Origin of the sequence: Achromobacter sp. PD1, from assembly GCF_048541815.1 — a bacterium.
GTDB classification, from domain to species: domain Bacteria; phylum Pseudomonadota; class Gammaproteobacteria; order Burkholderiales; family Burkholderiaceae_B; genus Achromobacter; species Achromobacter bronchisepticus_A.
Genome location: NZ_CP183349.1, coordinates 227,151 through 247,732, shown reverse-complemented (window position 1 = coordinate 247,732; position 20,582 = coordinate 227,151). Strand labels below are relative to the sequence as shown.

Sequence of the window (20,582 nt, the reverse complement as noted above, 5' to 3'; positions counted from 1 at the left end):
GAACCTAAAGGAACAGCACATGAGCCAAAACATTCTTGCCCAATTCATGGCCGAACTGGTGTCCGGCCGCATCCGCGTGGTGGACCTGACCGAGACGCTGACGCCGGAATTCCCGACCATCGTGCTGCCGCCGGAGTTCGGCCAGGCCTGGCCGTTCCGCATCGAGGAGATCTCGCGCTACGACGAGCGCGGCCCCGCCTGGTACTGGAACAACTTCTCGTGTTCCGAGCACACCGGCACCCACTTCGACGCGCCGGCCCACTGGGTCACGGGCAAGGACCTGCCCGACAACACGGTGGACACGATTCCCATCGAGGCCTTCATCGCCAGCGCCTGCGTCATCGACTGCTCGGCGGAGTCCCGCGACAACCCGGACTTCCTGCTGACCATCGACTTCGTGAAAAAGTGGGAAGAGCAACACGGCCGCATCCCCGCGCGCTCCTGGGTGCTGATGCGCACCGACTGGTCCAAGCGCGCCAAGCCCGCCGACTACCTGAACCTGCAGGAAGACGGCGCGCACTCGCCCGGCCCGGACGCTGAAGTAGTGCCATGGCTGATCAAGGAGCGCGACGTGCACGGTTTCGGCACCGAGTCGATCGGCACGGATACCGGCCAGGCCCATCACCTGAATCCGCCCTATCCCTGCCACTACTACATGCACGGCAACAACCGCTACGGCCTGCAATGCATGACCAACCTGGACCAGCTGCCGCCCACCGGCGCGGTGATCTTCTCGGCGCCGCTCAAGATCCGCAGCGGCTCGGGCAGCCCGCTGCGCGTGCTGGCGCTGGCGCCCAAGGCCTGAGCCGGCCGCACCTGAGCCGGTCTCACGACAACAACAGGGGGATATCCATGACGCACACCAACGTCGCCATCGTCACCGGCGGCAGCGCCGGCATCGGCGCCGAAATCTGCCGCAGCATGCTGGACGCAGGCTACGAAGTGATTTCCATGGCGCGCCGCGCCGCCGACTTCAGCCACCCGCGCCTGCACAACGTGCAGGTGGACCTGCTGGACGCCGAGGCCACCGCGCAGGCGGGCGCCGAAGCCGCCGCCCGGTTTCCCATCAGCCACGTCATCCACAACGCCGGCGTCATCTGGCCCAACCTGCTGCCGCAGGTCACGCAGGAAGAACTGCACGGCCTGACCCAGATCCACCTGGGCGCGGCCATCAGCCTGGTGCAGGCCGCCCTGCCCGGCATGCAGGAGCGCAAGTTCGGCCGCATCGTGATGATGTCCTCGCGCGGCGCGCTGGGCCTGCCGACCCGCACCGCCTATTCGGCCACCAAGGCCGGCATGGTGGGCATGGCGCGCACCTGGTCGCTGGAGCTGGCGCCCTATGGCATCACGGTCAACGTGGTGGCTCCCGGCCCGATCCAGACCGACATGTTCTACGAGGTGATCGAGCCCGGCAGCGAACGCGAGAAACAGCTGGCAGCCGGCATACCGGTCAAGCGCCTGGGCCGCTCCGACGACGTGGCGCGCGCCGTCATGTTCTTCTCGGATCCCGCCAACAGCTTCGTCACCGGCCAGACGCTGTTCGTCTGCGGCGGCGCCAGCGTCAGCTCCATCACCATCTGAACGCGCATCGCGCGCGCTGCTTCGGGTTTTGACGGATAGGTAAGCACTGCGGACCAGGTCTACAGTGCGAGCCTGCGCACAGAAAGTTTAAGCAACAAGTATTAAAGCAAACCAAGCAAGCACAGAAGTACCGTTTTCTCCGTTTTCCAGCCGCACCCCCACCCTGCTCCCTATCCGGAGGTTTTGCCATGCTGTCGAAGAAACTCCCCCTGGCCGCTGCCGCCGCGGTAGCCGCGCTGTTCGCCCTGCCCGCCCTGGCCCAAGTCAAGGTCGGCGTCGTTACCTCATCCACCGGCCCGACGGCCCTGGTGGGGATTCCCCAGAAGAACACCGTGCCGCTGCTGCCGAAGAAGATCGGCGACCTGACCGTGGAATACATCTCGCTGGATGACGCCAGCGATTCCACCAACTCGGTGACGGCCTTCAAGAAGCTGATTTCGGAGCAGAACGTGGACGCGCTGATCGGCCCGTCGGGTTCGCCCAACGCCATGGGCGTGATCCAGTTCGCGGCCGAGGCCGGCGTGCCGATGCTGGCGCCGGTGGGCACCGCCGCCGTCGTGCTGCCCATGAACGACCAGAAGAAGTGGGTCTTCAAGACCACCCAGAACGACGACATCATTGCGCGCGCGCTGGTCGACCACATGGCCAAGACCGGCATCAAGACCGTCGGCTTCATCGGCCTGAACGATCCCTACGGCGAGAACTGGTACAAGGTCTTCTCGGGCCTGGCCGCCGAAAAGGGCATCAAGATCGCCGCCAACGAACGTTATCTGCGCTTTGACAGCTCGGTCACCGGCCAGGCGCTGAAGATCCTGGCCGCCAAGCCGGACGCCGTGTTGGTGGCCGCCCCCGGCGCCGCCAGCGTGCTGCCGCAGACCACCCTGTTCGATCAGGGCTACAAGGGCAAGTTCTACCAGACCCACGGCGCGGCCCTGCCCGACTTCCTGAAGCTGGGCGGCAAGAAGGTTGAAGGCACGGTGCTGGCCGCCAGCCTGATGCTGGTGCTGCCGGAAATGCCGGACAGCAACCCGTCCAAGAAGGTCGCTGCGGACTACATCGCCGCCTACGAAAAGCTCAACGGATCCAAGCCCGCCACCTTCGGCGCCAACGTCTACGACGCCGGCCTGCTGCTGGAAAAGGCCGTGCCGCTGGCTGAAAAGGCCGGCAAGCCGGGCACCAAGGAATTCCGCAGCGCGCTGCGCGATGCGCTGGAACAGACCAAGGAGCTGGTCGGCACGCAAGGCGTCTACAACATGACGGCTGCCGACCACAGCGGCTTTGACGACCGCGGCCGCGAGCTCATCACCGTCAAGGACGGCGCCTGGAAGCTGATTAAGTAACCCCCCCGAAGCGCTGCGCGCTTCCCCCCCAGGGGGGCATGCCTGCGGACCGGCAAAGCCGGCTCCGCGGCATCCCGATAGGGTGCGCAGAGCTTGCTTCGTGGCATCACCATGGCGTGCGCGGAGCTTGCTCATTCGCATTCCTCTGAAGTAGCGCAGCTCCGGCTCCGCAGTGTCCCGTTGGGGTGGCGCGCGGTGCATAGGGGATGACGTACCTGGCGTGCTTGTCTGTCTTACCCGGAATTTCGCATGAATGCTCAGATTGCCCTGATACTCGGGCAGGACGGCATCACCAACGGCGCCATCTATGCGCTGCTGGCCTTGTCCATCCTGCTGGTCTTTACCGTCACCCGCGTACTGTTCATCCCGCAAGGCGAGTTCGTCGCGTTCGGCGCGCTCACCATGGCTGCACTGCAGGCCGGCAAGCCGGTGTTGCTGGTGTGGCTGCTGTTTGCCTTCGCGCTGGCCGAGGTCGGCGCCGATCTGCTGGCGCGGCGCAAGCGCCCCGGCCGCAACCGCGGCGCCTGGCGCATGGCGGTCAAGCTGGCCTATCCGCTGGTGCTGGCCGCGCTGTTCTACAACCTGCCGCTGGCCCAGCTGCCGATGGCCGCGCAGGCGCTGCTGACGCTGCTGCTGCTGGTGCCGATGGGACCGCAGCTGTACCGCTTGTTCTACCAGCCCATCGCGTCGGCCTCGACGCTGGTGCTGCTGATCGTCTCCATTGCCGTGCACCTGGCGCTGGTCGGCCTGGGGCTGCTGGCCTTCGGCGCGGAAGGCGCGCGCACGGCGCCGTTCAGCGACGCCAGCCTGGCGCTGGGACCGTTGAACGTCAACAGCCAGGCGCTTTGGGTGGTGGCGGTGTCGGCCCTGCTCATCGTCGTGCTCTACCAATTCTTTGAACGCTCGATGTACGGCAAGGCGCTGCGCGCAGCCGCCTTCAACCGGCTGGGCGCGCGGCTGATGGGCATTTCGCCGATCTTCGCCGGCAAGGCCACGTTCTTCCTGGCCGCGCTGATCGGAACGGTGTCGGGCATCCTGATCGCTCCGATCACCACCATGTACTTCGACTCCGGCTTCATGGTCAGCCTGAAGGGCTTCGTGGGCGCCATCATCGGCGGCCTGGTGAGCTATCCGCTGGCCGCGGCCGGCGCCATCCTGGTCGGCCTGATCGAAGCCTTCTCCTCGTTCTGGGCCAGCGCCTACAAAGAAATCATTGTGTTCACGCTGATCATCCCCGTGCTGCTCTGGCGTTCACTGAAAAGCCATCACGTCGAGGAAGAAGACGAATGAACCCGCGCCACATCCTCCTCGCATTCCTGGCGCTGCTGGCGCTGGGCCCGCTAGTGCTGCCGCCGTTCTATGTGACGCTGCTGAACTACATCGGCCTGTACGCCATGGTGGCGCTGGGCCTGGTGCTGCTGACCGGCGTCGGCGGCCTGACGAGCTTCGGGCAGGCCGCGTTCGTCGGCGTGGGCGCCTACACCACGGCGCTGCTGACCACCCGCGCGGACACGCTGCCGTCCTGGCTGGCATGGCTGGGCGCATCGCCCTGGCTGACCCTGCTGGCGGGGCTGCTGCTGACGCTGGTCATCGCCTATCTGCTGGGCGCGATCACGCTGAAGCTGTCGGGGCATTTCCTGCCGCTGGGCACCATCGCCTGGGGCCTGTCGCTGTATTTCGTCTTCGGCTCGGTCGAAGGCCTGGGCGGCCACACCGGCATCCCGGACATTCCCGCCATCAACCTGTTCGGCTGGACGCTGAACCAGGGCGACAACATTTACTACCTGATCTGGGCCTTCCTGCTGGTGGCGGTGTGGTCCACCCAGAATCTGCTGGATTCGCGCGAGGGCCGCGCCATCCGGGCGCTCAAGGGCGGCCGCGTGATGGCTGAATCGATGGGCGTGGACACGGCGCGCTCGCGCATGGTGATCTTCATCATCGCGGCGCTGCAGGCCTGCGCCTCGGGCTGGCTGTACGCGCACATGCAGCGCTTCGTGAACCCCAACCCCTTCGGCCTGCAGATGGGCATCGAATACCTGTTCATGACCGTCATCGGCGGCGCGGGGCAGGTGTGGGGCGCGCTGGTCGGCGCGGGCGTCTTCACCGTGCTCAAGCAATGGCTGCAGGACTGGATGCCCAGGCTGCTGGGCCAGACCGGCAACTTCGAGGTGATCGTGTTCGGCTTCGGCATGGTGCTGCTGCTGCACCGCGCCCGCAGCGGCCTGTGGCCGGTGCTGACGCGCTGCGTGCCGGTGAAGAAGCAGCAGCGCAAGCTGGACATGAATGCCGAGCCGCTGCCGCGCAAGCCCATGCCGCCGCGCGGCGAGGTGGTGTTGAAGGCCGTGGACGTGACCCGCAAGTTCGGCGGCCTGGTCGCCAACAACGCCATGAACCTGGAAATCCGCGCCGGCGAAGTCCTGGCGCTGATCGGCCCCAACGGCGCGGGCAAGAGCACCATGTTCAACCAGATCTCGGGCGTGGACACGCCGACTTCCGGCACGGTAACGCTGCTGGGCCATTCCGTGGCCGGCGCCGGCGCGCGCCGCATTGCGCGGCTGGGACTGTCGCGCACCTTCCAGCACGTGCGCCTGCTGGGCCGCATGAGCGTGCTGGAAAACGTGGCCATCGGCGCCCACCTGCGCGGCCATCGCGGCGTACTGCCGGCCGCCTGGCGGCTGGACCGCGCCGAAGAAGCGCGCCTGCTGGCCGAAGCCGCGCGCCAGGTCGAACGCGTGGGCCTGGGCAAGCATCTGCACGACGAGGCCGGCTCGCTGGCCCTGGGGCAACAGCGCATCCTGGAAATCGCCCGCGCGCTGGCGTCCGATCCCTGCATCCTGCTGCTGGACGAACCCGCCGCCGGCCTGCGCTACCAGGAAAAATGCGAACTGGCCGAATTGCTGAAGAAGCTGCGCGCCGAAGGCATGGCCATCCTGCTGGTGGAGCACGACATGGACTTCGTGATGGGGCTGGTGGACCGCGTGGTGGTCATGGACTTCGGCGAGAAGATCGCCGAAGGCCTGCCCGCCGAGATCCAGCACAACCCCGCGGTGCTTGAAGCCTATCTGGGCGGAGTGGAATGATGAGCGCGAAATTGCTGGAAGTGCGCGACCTGCGCGTGGCCTACGACAAGATCGAGGCCGTCTCGGGCGTCAGCCTGGAAGTGGGCGAAGGCCAGATCGTGACCGTGATCGGCCCCAACGGCGCCGGCAAGACCACGCTGCTGTCGGCCATCATGGGCGTGCTGCCGTCCAGCGGCCGGATCGTCTTCGGCGGCAAGGTGCAGGAACATGCCGAGATCGAGGAAATGGTGGCGGCCGGCATGAACCTGGTGCCTGAAAAGCGCGAGCTGTTCGCCGAGATGACGGTGGAAGACAACCTGATGCTGGGCGCGTTCCACCGTTTCCGCAGCGGCCTGCGCGACCAGGACCAGACACTGGCCGAGGTCTATGAACTGTTTCCGCGCTTGAAGGAGCGCCGCCTCCAGCTCTCCGGCACGCTGTCCGGCGGCGAACGCCAGATGCTGGCGGTGGGCCGCGCGCTGATGGCCAAGCCCAAGCTGCTGATGCTGGACGAACCCAGCCTGGGGCTGGCGCCGCGCATCGTGCGCGAGGTGTTCCGCATCGTCACGCGCCTGCGCGAGATGGGCGTGTCCATCCTGCTGATCGAACAGAACGCCCGCGCCGCGCTGCAGGTGGCGGACTATGCCTACGTGTTGGAAACCGGCGCCGTCACGCTGGAAGGCCCGGCCGCCCAGGTGGCGGAGGACCCGCGCGTGGTCGAGGTGTATCTGGGGCTGGGGCACGGAGCCCCTGCCTCGGCGCCCGCCGCCTGAAGCACCGGCAGGGGCCTGCCTGCGCGGCAGGCTTCAGGCCACGCCGCGGCGCCTGTCGCGGCGGTACATGGCATAGCCCAGCGGCCACAGGGCCGCGACCATGAACTTCGCCATGGGATTGGTCAGCTTGTAGGCTTGCACCGCCGTCGGCACGCCGGAGTGCTTCAGATGCAGCCGAAAGCGTGTGTAGCGCGCCGCGGCCATGATGAATTCGCGCGGGCGGTAGCGGAAGAATTCCAGGTGATGCTGCAGCATGTCCCAGGCCAGCAGGTACAGGCCTTGCGCGTTGTTGCTCACGGAAACGGCGCCCTGGCTCAGGGCGCCGGGCGTGTCGTGATAAGTCCGCACCACACGGTTGATGAAGCGGCTGAGATAACCCGCCCGCGCAATCGCCCACCACACCAGGCTTTCGGGCACAAAGCCTGCGACATCCTCGGGGAAGGGATACTTCCTGAGGATGTCGGTGCGCATACAGCCGAATTTCTCGCCTTTGATGCGATAGCGGAAATAGACGTCCACCGCCGTGCTGTCGAACACGTCCTGCGGATAGCGGTCGCCGACGATACTGCCATCGGGACGCGCGCACAGCCCCGTCACGGCCACGTACGATTCGCGCCGCGCCGGCGGAATGCCGTCCCAGACCTCCTTGAACGTGGCCAGGGCGTCGGCCGGCATTTCGTCGTCGCTGTCCAGGGCGACGATGAGTTCGCCGCGCGCCTCGCGCACGCCGCGGTTGAAGGCGGTTTTCTTGTGGCGGTTGTTCTGCCAGAAGTAGCGGATCGGAAAATCGGCGCGCGCCTGCCAGTCCAGGATGGATTCGTGGGTGTTGTCGGTGGAACCGTCGTCCACCACGACCCATTCGAAATCCCGGAAAGTCTGCCGGGAAAGCGATTCATATACCCGGTGCAGCGTGCCCGCCCGATTGTAGGTGGGCGTCAAAACAGTGAAAAAAGTTGGTGTGTCGGTCATGCCCACTGAGCCCCTTTGCGATGCGTCGAGCAAGCGCTGCGGTCTTGGTTTTGGTGTTTTCGCCTGAAGTTTAGGGGATATGCACGCGCGTTCCGGCCCTGTAAGGCTCAAATTTGCAATCAAATCTGACAAAAACGACAGTTGACAGGCCGTCTCGGCACTTTATCTGCCTTGGACGCACTCCTTAGTGGCGTACACTCGGGCGGCCAAAACCGGAATGCCTATGGAAGCTTCGACCGTCCAGCTCAATGACATCGCCTTGTTCGTGGAGGTTGCCAAGCGCAAAAGCTTCAGCATGGCGGCGCGCGCGCTGAACATGCCGACCTCGACTTTATCGCGGCGCATCAACGAGCTGGAACGCGCCATCGGCCTGCGCTTGATCAACCGCAACACGCGCCGCCTGGATCTCACCGAAGCCGGCGCGGCCTACATGCGGCGCTGCCAGGGCCTGATCGACGAAGCCAGGTTGGCGCATGAGCAGCTGCAATCCCTGTCCGGCGGCCCTTCTGGCAACCTGCGGGTATCCATGCCCTACAGCCTGGCGATGTGGCTGCTGCCAGAAACCATCAACGATTTCACCGACCGCTATCCGGAAGTGGAATGCGAGTTCGACCTGAGCATGCTGACGGCCTCCGACGCGCAAGGCACGCCGTTCGACATCGTGCTGCGCTTCGGCAGCAACGCCGACTACCCGCTGGCAGCGGCCAGCGCCGCCGACATCAACGGCAACGGCGGCATGCATGGCGGCGCGGTCGTGCAGGAGCTGGTTTCCCTGGACAACTACCTGTATGCCTCCGACCGCTACCTGGAACGCCACGGCGAACCCGAGACGCCGGCGGATCTCAGCCGGCATCAGTGCCTGCGCACCACCATCGACGAGGCGCATTCGCACTGGACGCTGCGCCGCGGCGCGGTCAGTGAACGCGTGCCGGTCAGCGGCCACCTGGCGGCCAACAATATGAGCATCGCGGGCACCCTGGCAGGCCTGGACCTGGCGATCACGCGCATGCCGCACTGCCTGGCGCTGGAGCCCATCATCAAGCGCAATTCGCTCAAGCGCGTGCTGCCAGGGTGGTCGGTGGATCCGATCTCGATCTATGTGGTGTATCCGTCCAGCATCCAGCCGGCCAAGACCCGCGCCTTCATGGATTTCATTCTGCCCAAGCTCGGTCCGCCCCAGGACCAGGCATAGGCCGGTCCGCGCAGGACGAAAAAAAAACCCGCCGGCGCGCCGAGCGGGTTTTTTTTGATCTGGCCGAGCCTGGGCTGCGGCCGGACGCGTCAATTAGACGCGCTTGATCTTTTCCAGCATCTTGAAAACGCCCTTGGGCGACTTGACGAACAAGCGCTTGAAAGCCTTGCCCAGGCAACGGCGTTCCAGGGTGTTGCGACGCACGCGTTTGCGTTCAGCCATGTTGATTCTCCTGTTGAATTTGCGGAAATGTTGCCCGCACAACCGGATACTGGGCTGGCGGAAAATTCGGGTAACTTGGCATTTTAGCCTGAAATGCCCTGACGGCGCCAATGACGCGAAAATGCGGCGTTTCCGCCACGTTCGCGCCAGGAGCAATCAAATGCGGGACGGAACACCGCCCAGTCAGCCTGGACAGTCGCCCGCGCCTGTCCAGCCCCCCGGCGATCAGCAGGACAGGCTCTTCAGCCGCTCCAGCACCTGTTCCTTGCGCGGCAGCGGATCGACCGCGCCGTAGCCCAGCGTGGACAAGGCCGCCGCGGCATTGGCGTAACGCACGGCATCCTCCCAGGAGTCTCCCTGGCAGCGGCGCGCCAGCAGGCTGCCGGCAAAGCAGTCGCCCGCCCCGGTCGCGTCCACCGCATCCACGCGCAAGGCGGCCACGGGTACGCGGCGCTGGCCGTCGTCGATGATGGAGCCGTCCTTGCCCAGCTTCAGCACCACCACGCCGGTGGCGCCGGCGTCGCGGATCCAGTCCAGCGTGCGTTCCGGATCGTCGTTGCCGGTCAGATGCTGCATATCGTCCATGCTGGGCAGGAACAGGTCGGCCGTGCGCATGGTTTCGCGCAGCACGGCGCGGGCGCGGTCCACCGGCCACAGGCGCAACCGCAAGTTCGAGTCCAGGCTGACCTGGACGCCGGCCGCGTGCGCGCGCTCGATGGCGGCGAACACGGTATCGCAGGCGCTGGTGCTGATGGCCAGGCTGATGCCCGACACGTGCAGGTAGCGGGCGCGTTCGATCAGGCCCGAATCCAGGCTGGCCGGCGTCATCAGGCTGGCGGCGGAGCCGCGGCGCAGATAGCTGAAGGCATGGCCGCCCGGGCCGTGCTGCACGAAGTACAAGCCGGTGTGGGCCTGCTCATCCACCTGCACGCCGGACGTATCCACGCCTTCGGCCTGCCACAAGTCCAGGAACTGCTGGCCGAAGGCGTCGTTGCCGACCCGCGTCAGATAGGCGCAGCTTGCGCCCTGCCGCGCGGCTGCGATGACGGCGTTGGAGGTGTCGCCGCCAAAGCCCTGCAGATACTGGCGCTGGTCCTGGTGCGTCTGGTTCAGTTCGACCAGAGGCTCGCCCAGCGCGACGATATCGAAATCAGCCATGGGCGGCCTCCCGGGTGCGGATGATCTGCGCCACCAGCGCGGCGGTGTCGCGGGCAGCGAAGGCCGCCTTGTCATAGAGATTGCTGCCGATGCCGACGATGGCGGCGCCGGCGGCGAAGTACGAGCCCATGTTGTCCTGGGTAACGCCGCCCGTGGGGCAGAAAATGGTGTCCGGATACACCGACTTGAGCGCGGCCAGGTGCTTGGGGCCGCCGGTGTCAGCGGGGAAGATCTTCACCACGTCCACGCCCGCGCGGCGCGCCGCCAGCACTTCCGTGGGCGTGAAGGCGCCCAGCAGGCAGAGCGCGTCGGCCGCATGCGCCAGGTCGACGATGTCGGTGGCCAGCGCCGGCGACACCAGGAAGTCCGCGCCGGCGACCAAGGCCTCGCGCGCCTGGTGCTCGTCCAGCACCGTGCCCACGCCCAGCAGCAGCGCGCTGCCGTGCTTGTCGCGCAGCGCCCGCAGCAGGTCGGTGACGCCGGGAATGGTCCAGGTCAGTTCCAGCGTGGTGCAGCCTGCGGCCACCGCGACTTCGGCCGCATAGGCGGCGGTGGCGGCGTCCGTGTAGCGCAGCACGGGGACGACCCGGGAGGCCAGCAGGGTGGAGAGCTTGGAGGCGAGAGGGGCAGCGGTTGCGGTCATGGCATTCCTTGGAGGCAGGCGGTCAGGCGCCGCCGGGCGATACCGGCAGGACGGCGAGTTTGGCCGCGGCGGCATCGCGCAGCCGCAGCAAGGGTTCGATATAGGCGGCTTGCGGGTCTTCGCGGCGCCGGAACAGCAAGGTACTGACGCTGACGCCCGCGACGGGCCGTCCGGCCGCGTCGCACACGGCCACGCCATAGCAGACGATGCCGGCTTCGTTTTCCTCGTCGTCGGTGGCGTAGCCGCGGGCGGCGGCCGCATCCAGCACGGCGCGGAGTTCGGGCAGGCTGGTCACGGTGCCGGGCATGCGGGCCGTCAACGGCAGCTCGCGCAGCAGGCGCTCGCGCGACGCCGGGTCCAGCGCCGCCAGATAGGCCTTGCCGACCGCGCTGGAATGCAGCGCCACGCTGGCCCCGACACGCGAGGCCATGCGCACCGGACCGGGGCTTTCCAGCTTGTCGATATAGGTCATCTCGTGCCCTGCAGGCACGGCCAGGTGCACGGTTTCGCCAGTTTCATCGCGCAAGGCCTGCAGGTCGGGCGCCAGCGCCGCGCGCAGGTCGAACTGCGACCAGGCCCGGCTGGCCAGCGACATCAGGCGCGGTCCCAGGCGGTAGGCGCCGCCGGTTTCGGCCACCATGCCCTGTTCGGCCAGCGCCGCGACGATGCGGTAGACGGTGGGCCGGGGATAGCCGCAGCTGCGCGCCAATGACGCGGCCGTGGGCGGCTGGGGCGCATCCGCCACCGCCTGCAGCACCGTCATGAATTTGGCGAACGCCGCGGCGCCCGGGACCTTGGTTTCCAGCAATGTTGTCTCCAGCTAATGGCTGCATGCCTTTAGCAATGAATCTACAGAATGCGCAACGCCGACAGCGCGAAATTCAGACGAATCTGCGATACTGTTTATTTGTACAGCTAGTGAGCCTCATGCTGTCCACATAATGGACTGGTGACTCACAATATAGTCAATTATTCCATATCGCCGCGCTCGGAACCAGCGATGGGTTGTCGCTCGGGCAGGCCTCTCCCCTCAGGCTACGATACCGTCCATGAGCTCCCAAATTCGCATCGTTGGCGCCCGCCAGAACAATCTCAAGAACCTGGACCTGACCATCGCCACCGGCGAACTGGTCGTCGTGACCGGCGTGTCGGGGTCCGGCAAAAGTTCGCTGGCCTTTGACACCCTGTACGCCGAGGGGCAGCGGCGTTATGTGGAAACCTTCTCGCCCTATGCGCGCCAGTTCCTGGACCGCATGGACAAGCCGCAAGTAGACCGCATCGAAGGCATCCTGCCCGCCATCGCCATCGACCAGACCAATCCGGTGCGCAGCTCGCGCAGCACGGTCGGCACGATGACGGAACTGAACGACCACCTGAAGCTGCTGTTCGCGCGCGGCGCCAAGCTGTATTGCCGCGGCTGCGGCAAGGTGGTGCGGCGCGACACCCCTGATTCCGTCTACCACTCGCTGGCCGAACGCGCCGCCGCCGCTGGCGATCCGCGGCTGGTGGTGACCTTCCCCATTGCGGTTCCCGCCAACTTCACCGAAGAGGAAGTGCGCGGCTTCCTGGAGCAGCAGGGCTACACCCGCGTGCACGCCGAAGAAAACGCGGCGCCGCGCGCAGCCGCCCCGGCCAAGGGCGCCAAGAAAGCCAAGGCAGCAAAAGGCAGCACCGAATCGCGCCGCATCCTGCACGTGGTCCAGGACCGCTTCCGCTTTGCCGGCACCGAACGCGAACGCATCATGGAAGCGCTGGACACGGCGTTGCGCATGGGCGCCGGCCACCTGGCCGTGTACGTCATGGACGCCGAGGGCGGCAATGCCCACATCTGGAAGTACAGCGACCGCCTGCACTGCGCCGACTGCGACATCGAATACACCGATCCGCTGCCCAGCAGCTTTTCGTTCAACTCGCCGCTGGGCGCCTGCGAAGCCTGCCGCGGCTTCGGCCGCGTGATCGGCATCGACTTCGGCCTGGTCATCCCGGACGAAAACAAGACCCTGCTGGAAGGCGCCATCAAGCCCTGGACGACCCCTTCATACAAGGAATGCCAGGACGAGCTGCAGAAGTACGCGCCCAAGGCCGGCGTGCCGCTGGGCGTACCCTGGAAGAAGCTGAGCGAAGAACACAAGCGCTGGGTGCTCTACGGCACGCCCGACTGGAAGGGCGGCAACGACGCCTGGAAGCACCAGTGGTACGGCGTGCAGCGCTTCTTCGACTGGCTGGAAACCAAGGCCTACAAGATGCACGTGCGCGTGCTGCTGTCGAAATACCGCAGCTACACGCCCTGCCCCACCTGCAATGGCGCGCGCCTCAAGCCCGACGCGCTGCTCTGGCGCCTGGGCACCAAGGAAGAAGCCGACACCGTGCTGCCGCCTGACGACGGCCGCTACAAGCGCTTCATGCCGGTGAGCGCCAACTGGAGCCGCGAACAGCTCGACAACCTGGGCGGCCTGTCCATCCATGACGTGATGCTGCTGCCGATCGAACGCGTGCGGATCTTCTTCGACACGCTGTCGTTCTCCGGCGCGCTGGACGCCGCCACCGACCTGCTCATGACAGAAGTGCGCGCGCGCCTCAAGTTCCTGTGCGACGTGGGCCTGGGCTACCTGACGCTGGACCGCCAGAGCCGCACCTTGTCGGGCGGCGAAGTGCAGCGCATCAACCTGACCACGGCGCTGGGCACCTCGCTGGTGAACACGCTTTTCGTGCTGGACGAGCCTTCCATCGGCCTGCACCCGCGCGACATGCACCGCGTGGTCGAAGTCATGCACCGCCTGCGCAACGCCGGCAACACGCTGGTGGTGGTGGAGCACGACCCGCAGGTCATGGTGGCCGCGGACCGCATCATCGACATCGGTCCCGGCCCCGGCGAACGCGGCGGCCAGATCGTCTTCGACGGCACGCCGTCCCAATTGCGCGCGGCGCGCACGCTGACGGGCGACTACCTGGGCGGCCGCCAGCGCGTGGAAGCGCCGCGCCCCATGCCGGTGGCGGCGAACACGCCGCGCCTGCTGCTGGAAGGCGTCAGCGCGCACAATCTGAAGAACGTCTCCGTCGAACTGCCGCTGGGCCGCCTGGTCTGCGTGACAGGCGTATCCGGCTCCGGCAAGTCCACGCTGGTACAGGACGTGCTCTACCCCGCCCTGCTCAAGCAGAAGGGCAAGCCCTCGGAAGCGCCCGGCGCCTTCGAACGCCTGCTGGGCGCCGAACAGATCGCCGACGTGGTCATGGTGGACCAGACCCCCATCGGCAAGACGGCGCGCTCCAACCCGGCCAGCTACGTGGGCGCGTTCGACGCGATCCGCAAGCTGTTCGCGCAAGCGCCGCTGGCGCGCGAGCGCGCCTACACGGCCGGCACCTTCAGCTTCAACGGCGGCGACGGCCGCTGCCCCACTTGCGGCGGCACCGGCTTCGAACACGTGGAAATGCAGTTCCTGTCCGACGTCTACCTGCGCTGCCCGGATTGCGACGGCAAGCGCTTCCGCCCCGAAGTGCTGGAAGTGCGCGTCGAACACCTGGGCAAGAGCGCGTCCATCGACGAAGTGCTGGAGATGACGGTCAGCGAGGCGCTGGACTTCTTCAAGGGTCTGCGCGACGTGCAGACGGGCCTGGCGCCGCTGGCCGACGTAGGCCTGGAATACGTGCGGCTGGGCCAGCCCGTGCCCACTCTGTCGGGCGGCGAGGCGCAGCGCCTGAAGCTGGCCGGCCACCTGGCCGAAGCCGCGCGCAGCGGCATCTCCACCGCCAAGGTCGCCAAGAAGGGCAGCCTGTTCCTGTTCGACGAACCCACCACCGGCCTGCACTTCGACGACGTGGCGCGGCTGATGCGCGCGTTCCGCAAGCTGCTGGCCGCCGGCCACACGCTGCTGGTGATCGAGCACAACCTGGACGTGATCCGCGCGGCCGACTGGCTGATCGACCTGGGCCCCGAAGGCGGCGACGCCGGCGGCCTGGTCATCGGCACCGGCACGCCGCAGGACCTGATGGACAACCCCAAGTCGCACACGGGCGCCGCCCTGCGCGACTACGAAGTCAGCATCCTGCCGGCGGACGTGGTCGTAAGCACCGACGCCGACGCGCAGGAAGTCGAGCAGGCCAGACTGACCGCCCGCATCGCCGAGCCCGGCGAAGCCTACGGCGCAGACGTGGGCCGCCCGTTGCAGTCGCTGATGCGCGAGCGCCGCCAGGCCAATATGGCGATCGAAATCCGCAACGCGCGCGAACACAACCTGAAGAACGTCAGCGTGGAAATCCCGCGCGACAAGTTCACCGTCATCACCGGCGTGTCCGGCTCGGGCAAGTCCACGCTGGCCTTCGACATCCTGTTCAACGAAGGGCAGCGGCGCTATCTGGAATCGCTCAACGCCTACGCCCGCGCCATCGTGCAGCCAGCCGGCAAGCCGGACGTGGACGCCATCTTCGGCATCCCGCCCACGGTCGCCATCGAGCAGCGCACCAGCCGCGGCGGACGCAAGTCCACCGTGGCCACGATGACGGAAATCCACCATTTCCTGCGCCTGCTGTACGTCAAGCTGGGCACGCAGTACTGCCCGGACTGCAATGTCGCGGTGGAGCCGCAGAATACGGACCAGATCGTGGCGCGCCTGCTGCGCGAGCACAAGGGCGAGCACATCGGCCTGCTGGCGCCGCTGGTCACCGCCCGCAAGGGCTATTACACGGACCTGGCCAAATGGGCCGGTTCCAAGGGCCATTCGCACCTGCGCGTGGACGGCGAGTTCATTCCCGTGGCCCCGTGGCCGCGGCTGGACCGCTACAAGGAACACACCATCGAGCTGCCGATCGCGGACGTGGTGGTGGACCCGGCCAATGAAGCCGAGCTGCGCGCCGCGGTCAAGAACGCGCTGGAAAACGGCCAGGGCGTGATGTCCGTGGTCTGGCCCGTGAACAAGCTGCACGAGGCGCTGGACAGCGACCTGCAGCAGCAGCACTTCTCGGTCAAGCGCGCCTGCCCGTCTTGCGGCACCAGCTTCCCCGAACCGGATCCGCGCCTGTTCTCGTACAACTCCAAGCACGGCTGGTGCACCGGCTGCTACGGCACCGGCCTGCAGCTGCAAGGCTTCGACGAAGAGCAGACCGGCGAGGAAACCGCCTGGAACGCCTGGTACGAAGGCGAGGCCAAGCCCTGCACGCAATGCGACGGACAGCGCCTGAACCGCGTGGCCCGCGCCGTGCGCTGGCGCGACAAGTCCATCGCCGAACTCGCCTCGCTGCCGGTGTCGGACGCGCATACCTTCTTCACCGGGCTGGTGGCGCGCGGCCGCGAAGGCGAGATCGCCCGCGACATCCTTACGGAAATCCGCGGACGCCTGAACTTCATGCAGGAAGTCGGCCTGAACTACCTGGCGCTGGACCGGGCCGCGCCCACGCTGTCCGGCGGCGAAGCGCAGCGCATCCGCCTGGCCGCGCAGCTGGGTTCCAACCTGCAGGGCGTCTGCTACGTGCTGGACGAACCGACCATCGGCCTGCACCCGCGCGACAACCGCATCCTGCTGGACGCGCTGGCGCGCCTGGAAGGCAACGGCAACACGCTGGTGGTGGTGGAACACGACGACGACACCATCCGCCGCGCCTCGCACATCATCGACATCGGACCGGGCGCGGGCATCCGCGGCGGCCGCGTGGTGGCCCAGGGCAGCGCGCAGGACCTGATCGAAGCGCCCGAATCGGTCACCGGCCGCTATCTGGCCAAACCCTTGCAGCACCCGCTGCAAGGCCGCCGCCCGGTCGAGGCCGATACGCCCATGATCGAAATCAAGGGCGCGCGCCTGCACAACCTGCGCAGCGTCGACGCGAAGATTCCGGTGGGCCGCCTGAGCGTGGTGACCGGCGTGTCGGGTTCGGGCAAATCCACCCTGGCGCGCGAAGTGCTGCTGGACAACCTGATGCAGGCCGTGTCGCAAGGCAAGGCGCCGGGCTGGGCGGGCTGCGACAACATCAAGGGTTGGGAAGCCATCGACCGCGTGCTGGAAGTGGACCAGACGCCCATCGGCAAGACGCCGCGCTCCTGCCCGGCCACCTACGTGGGCTTCTGGGACGACGTGCGCAAGCAGTTCGCCGACACCCGCGAATCGCGCATGCGCGGCTGGACCGCGGCGCGCTTCTCGTTCAACACCGGCGACGGCCGCTGCCCGATCTGCGAAGGCCAGGGCATGCGCACCATCGAGATGAATTTCCTGCCGGACGTGAAGGTGCCTTGCGACGCCTGCAACGGCGCCCGCTTCAACAACGACACGCTGAGCGTGCAGATGCGCGGCAAGAACGCCGGCGAACTGCTGGCCATGGAAGTGGACGACGCCATCGGCTACTTCGCCGCGCACCCCAAGATCCACCGCCCGCTGCAGCTGATGCAGGACGTGGGCCTGGGCTATCTGACGCTGGGGCAGCCTTCGCCCACGCTGTCGGGCGGCGAAGCGCAGCGCATCAAGCTGGTGACCGAGCTGTCCAAGGCCCGCCTCACCGACGGCCTGATCAAGACCGGCCGCGCCTCGCGCATTCCGCATACGCTGTACGTGCTGGACGAACCCACCGTGGGCCTGTCGATGGCCGACGTGGAAAAGCTGATCCACGTGCTGCACCGCCTGGTGGAAGCCGGCAATACGGTGGTGGTGATCGAGCACAACCTGGACGTGATCGCCGAAGCCGACTGGCTGCTGGACCTGGGCCCCGAAGGCGGCACGGGCGGCGGCAAGCTGGTGGGCGAAGGCTCGCCCGAACACGTCATGACCCTGAGCGACCATTCCCATACCGGACGGGTCCTGAAGGAATTCCTGGCACATCAACAGCAGTAGGCAGCATGGAATGTCGTTTTGAAGACCGGCTGGCCGGCCGCGCGCTGCGGTTCGAGGGCTTGTGCTCGCGGATCGAGGCGCGCTCCGCCGCCGAGGTCGCCCCCGCGCTCGCCGCCATCGAAGCGCAGCGGCGGCAGGGGCGCTGGATCGCCCTGTTGCTGGACTACGAACTGGGCGAGTGGCTGTTGCCCGAAGCCGCCATGGCGCCGCCCGCCGGCCCCTGGACGCCGCCGCGCGACGACGGCAAACCGCGCCTGACCGCGCTGGCGTTCGAACGCCGGCAGGAGGAAACGCCCTGGGACGCACCGGACGCAGGCGCTACGCCCGCCGCCATCAGCCTGCCCGCGCCGCGCATGACCGAGGCCGACTACGTGCGCCAGATCGAAGCCATCCGCGGCCTGATCGGTGACGGCGAGCTGTATCAGGTGAACTACACCCAGCCGCTGGACCTGCAATTCCAGGGCGACGCGGCCACGCTGTACCGGCGCATCGCCGCCCGCAACCCGGTGGCGCACGGCGCGTTCATCGAGGACGGCGAGCGCACGGTGTTGTCGTTTTCGCCCGAACTGTTCGTGCGCCGCGACGGCCCGCGCCTGACCACGCGCCCGATGAAGGGCACGGCCCCGCGCCACCCCGATCCGGCCGAGGACGAACGGCTGGGCCAGGCGCTCCTGGCCAGCGAAAAGAACCGCGCCGAGAACCTGATGATCGTGGATCTGCTGCGCAACGATCTGGGCCGGCTGGCCGAGCCGGGCTCGGTGCGGGTCGACGCGCTGTTCTCGCTGGAGCGCTATCCCACCGTCTGGACCATGACGTCCACGGTGTCGGCGCTGGCGCCGCACGCCTCGCTGGAAGACGTGCTGCGCGCGCTGTTTCCCTGCGGCTCCATCACCGGCGCCCCCAAGGTCGCGGCCATGCGCCGCATCCGCCAGATGGAAACGGCGCGGCGCGGCCTGTATTGCGGCAGCATCGGCTGGCTGGCGCCGGACGGCGACTTTTCGCTGAACGTCGCCATCCGCACCCTGGTGCTGGACCAGGCCGGCCACGGCGTCTATAGCGTGGGCGGCGGCATCGTGCACGATTCAGACCCGGCCGAGGAATGGCAGGAATGCCACTGGAAGGCCCGGATCCTGCGGGCCTGAGGCCGCAGTCCGGATGTCCGGCGTCCCTGCGCGGCTGCAGCCATCGGTAGTAGGATAGAGCGCGGCCGCAGCGCACCTTTACCCCAGGAGAGTCCCATGCAACCCGAACTGATCGAGACCATCCTGGTCGATGCCGAACGACGCGTGCCGCTGCTGGCGCGCCATCTCAAGCGCCTGGAAGCGTCCTGCAAGGCCCTGGGCTACGGCTGGGGCGGCCGGGCCGTCGAGGCCGACATCATGATCACCGCGCTGGGCCTGGCCACGCCCGGGCCGCACCGGCTGCGCCTGCTGGTGGCGCGCGACGGCAGCCGCAACATCCAGACCGCGCCGCTGCCGCCCCTGCACCCCGCGCAGGAAGCCATGCTGGCGCCCGAAGCGCTGCGTTCATCCGAACCGCTGCTGCGCTACAAGACCACCTACCGCCCCTGGTACACCAAGACCATCGAATGGCTGCCCTCGCATCCGCACATCTTCGATCTGCTCTACCTGAATGAGCGCGGCGAACTCTGCGAAGGCAGCCGCAGCAACGTCTATCTGCGCCTGGATGGCGACTGGTACACGCCGCCCGTGGACAGCGGCTGCCTGCCCGGCGTGCAGCGCGCCGAACTGCTCGAAACGGGCAAGGTGGCAGAACGCGTCCTGACCCTGGCCGACCTGCACGCGGCCGAGGAAATCCGCCTGTCCAACGCGCTGCGCGGCTGGTTTCCGGTGACGCTGCGCGACGCCTAATCCGCGAACTCGTCCACCACCACCTGCCGCAGCCACTGGTTGGCCGGCTCGCGGTGGTTGCGGGCGTGCCAGAACACATTGATGACCGACTCCGGGATCTTCACCGGACAGGGCGCGGTCGCCAAGCCGAACGGACCGCAGGCGCAGTCAGCGAAACGCTGCGGCACCACGGCGATCATGTCGGTGGCGGCAAGCACCGGCCCCACCGCAATGAAGTGCGGCACCGTCAGGCGCAGGCGCCGCTGGATGCCGGCCTGCCCGATCACCTGGTCGACCACGCCGTGGCCCGTGCCTTCCGAGGCGATGGCCACGTGCTCGGCCGCGCGGAACTGCCGCGCCGAGACCCCGGTGCGCGCCAGCGGATGGTCGCGGCGGAAGATGCACACATAGGGCTGGCGGAACAGCAGGCGCTGGAAGAAGCCGCTCTTCAGATCGGGCAGGAAGCCCATGGCCAGGTCGATGCGGCCGCGCTCCATCTCGTCCTTCACGTCGATCGAGGTGGTGCGCACGGTGCGCACCGTGACGCCGGGCGCGGCGCGGTCCAGCGCGCGCATCAGCCGCGGCAGGAAATAGGTCTCGCCCACGTCGTTCACGCCGATCACGAAGGCGCGACCGCTATGCGCGGGGTCGAACGCGGCGCGCGCGTTCAGGGTGCTGTGCAGCGCCTCCAGCGCGGCGGCGATGGGCTGCGCCAAATCCTGCGCGTAGGGCGTGGGCACCATGCCGCGCGAGGTACGCAGGAAAAGCTCATCGCCCAACAGCTTGCGCAGCCGGCCCAGCGCGTTGCTGACGCCGGGCTGCGAAATGCCCAGGCTCTCGGCCACGGCCGACACCCGGCCGTGCTTGCGCAGTTCATTGAAGACGACCAGCAGGTTCAGGTCCAGGTCTTGCAGGTTCATGGGCTGCCTCCACCAATATTGATTTTGGTGATTTATCTCATCAAGCAGATTCTATTTATTTAT

At 67.2% G+C, this 20,582-nt stretch carries 16 protein-coding genes; 10 read left to right on the top strand and 6 right to left on the bottom strand.

Annotated elements, in window-relative coordinates; all coding sequences use genetic code 11:
- Positions 1–19 precede the first annotated feature (19 nt).
- From ACM1PE_RS01090 to ACM1PE_RS01065, 6 genes are all read left to right on the top strand, one after another.
- Positions 20–805 (top strand): cyclase family protein, encoded by a 786-nt coding sequence (locus ACM1PE_RS01090; RefSeq protein WP_059371594.1) that lies wholly within the window; start codon positions 20–22, stop codon positions 803–805.
- A gap of 47 nt (positions 806–852) precedes the next feature.
- Positions 853–1,581, top strand: a complete 729-nt coding sequence (locus ACM1PE_RS01085) for an SDR family NAD(P)-dependent oxidoreductase (protein WP_059371593.1) — start codon at positions 853–855, stop codon at positions 1,579–1,581.
- 188 nt (positions 1,582–1,769) lie between these two features.
- Positions 1,770–2,921, top strand: coding sequence for an ABC transporter substrate-binding protein (locus ACM1PE_RS01080; RefSeq protein WP_059371592.1), 1,152 nt, complete (start codon positions 1,770–1,772; stop codon positions 2,919–2,921).
- Positions 2,922–3,170: 249 nt separating this feature from the next.
- Positions 3,171–4,211: a branched-chain amino acid ABC transporter permease gene (locus ACM1PE_RS01075; protein WP_059371591.1), complete on the top strand. Its 1,041-nt coding sequence runs from the start codon at positions 3,171–3,173 to the stop codon at positions 4,209–4,211.
- Positions 4,208–6,001: an ABC transporter permease subunit gene (locus ACM1PE_RS01070; RefSeq protein WP_059371590.1), complete on the top strand. Its 1,794-nt coding sequence runs from the start codon at positions 4,208–4,210 to the stop codon at positions 5,999–6,001. The genes ACM1PE_RS01075 and ACM1PE_RS01070 overlap by 4 nt, the downstream gene beginning before the upstream one ends.
- Positions 6,001–6,753, top strand: a complete 753-nt coding sequence (locus ACM1PE_RS01065; RefSeq protein ID WP_059371589.1) for an ABC transporter ATP-binding protein — start codon at positions 6,001–6,003, stop codon at positions 6,751–6,753. Before ACM1PE_RS01070 ends, ACM1PE_RS01065 begins: the two co-directional genes overlap by 1 nt.
- A gap of 33 nt (positions 6,754–6,786) precedes the next feature.
- Here ACM1PE_RS01065 and ACM1PE_RS01060 read toward each other — a convergent pair whose 3' ends face one another.
- On the bottom strand, positions 6,787–7,722 hold the full coding sequence (locus tag ACM1PE_RS01060) for a glycosyltransferase family 2 protein (RefSeq protein WP_059371588.1): 936 nt from the start codon (positions 7,720–7,722) through the stop codon (positions 6,787–6,789).
- Between the two features lie 223 nt (positions 7,723–7,945).
- On the opposite strand from ACM1PE_RS01060, the gene ACM1PE_RS01055 reads away from it, so the two are divergent.
- Positions 7,946–8,914 (top strand): LysR family transcriptional regulator, encoded by a 969-nt coding sequence (locus tag ACM1PE_RS01055; protein WP_118932377.1) that lies wholly within the window; start codon positions 7,946–7,948, stop codon positions 8,912–8,914.
- Positions 8,915–9,007: 93 nt separating this feature from the next.
- On the opposite strand, the gene ACM1PE_RS01050 is transcribed toward ACM1PE_RS01055, so the two are convergent.
- The 4 genes from ACM1PE_RS01050 to ACM1PE_RS01035 form a co-directional block, all read right to left on the bottom strand.
- Positions 9,008–9,136, bottom strand: coding sequence for a hypothetical protein (locus ACM1PE_RS01050; RefSeq protein WP_006226408.1), 129 nt, complete (start codon positions 9,134–9,136; stop codon positions 9,008–9,010).
- A 225-nt stretch (positions 9,137–9,361) separates the two neighbouring features.
- Positions 9,362–10,294, bottom strand: a complete 933-nt coding sequence (locus ACM1PE_RS01045; protein ID WP_419342374.1) for a sugar kinase — start codon at positions 10,292–10,294, stop codon at positions 9,362–9,364.
- A complete protein-coding gene (locus ACM1PE_RS01040; RefSeq protein ID WP_059371585.1) occupies positions 10,287–10,937 on the bottom strand; it encodes a bifunctional 4-hydroxy-2-oxoglutarate aldolase/2-dehydro-3-deoxy-phosphogluconate aldolase in 651 nt (216 codons plus the stop codon). The genes ACM1PE_RS01045 and ACM1PE_RS01040 overlap by 8 nt, the downstream gene beginning before the upstream one ends.
- A gap of 22 nt (positions 10,938–10,959) precedes the next feature.
- Positions 10,960–11,745 carry an IclR family transcriptional regulator gene (locus ACM1PE_RS01035; protein ID WP_059371584.1) on the bottom strand — a complete coding sequence of 262 codons (786 nt, stop codon included), beginning with the start codon at positions 11,743–11,745 and terminating at the stop codon, positions 10,960–10,962.
- A 241-nt stretch (positions 11,746–11,986) separates the two neighbouring features.
- Between ACM1PE_RS01035 and uvrA the strand changes: the two genes are divergently transcribed.
- The 3 genes from uvrA (at position 11,987) to ACM1PE_RS01020 (ending at position 19,620) form a co-directional block, all read left to right on the top strand.
- On the top strand, positions 11,987–17,749 hold the full coding sequence (gene uvrA / locus ACM1PE_RS01030; protein WP_419342372.1) for an excinuclease ABC subunit UvrA: 5,763 nt from the start codon (positions 11,987–11,989) through the stop codon (positions 17,747–17,749).
- A gap of 5 nt (positions 17,750–17,754) precedes the next feature.
- Positions 17,755–18,891, top strand: coding sequence for an aminodeoxychorismate synthase component I (locus ACM1PE_RS01025; RefSeq protein ID WP_419342370.1), 1,137 nt, complete (start codon positions 17,755–17,757; stop codon positions 18,889–18,891).
- Positions 18,892–18,987: 96 nt separating this feature from the next.
- Positions 18,988–19,620: an aminotransferase class IV family protein gene (locus ACM1PE_RS01020; RefSeq protein ID WP_059371581.1), complete on the top strand. Its 633-nt coding sequence runs from the start codon at positions 18,988–18,990 to the stop codon at positions 19,618–19,620.
- On the opposite strand, the gene ACM1PE_RS01015 is transcribed toward ACM1PE_RS01020, so the two are convergent.
- The gene (locus ACM1PE_RS01015) at positions 19,617–20,519 is read right to left on the bottom strand and encodes a LysR family transcriptional regulator (RefSeq protein WP_059371580.1); all 903 of its coding nucleotides are present in this window, start codon (positions 20,517–20,519) and stop codon (positions 19,617–19,619) included. The two genes, ACM1PE_RS01020 and ACM1PE_RS01015, sit on opposite strands and share 4 nt — an antisense overlap.
- Between the last annotated feature and the right edge of the window lie 63 nt (positions 20,520–20,582).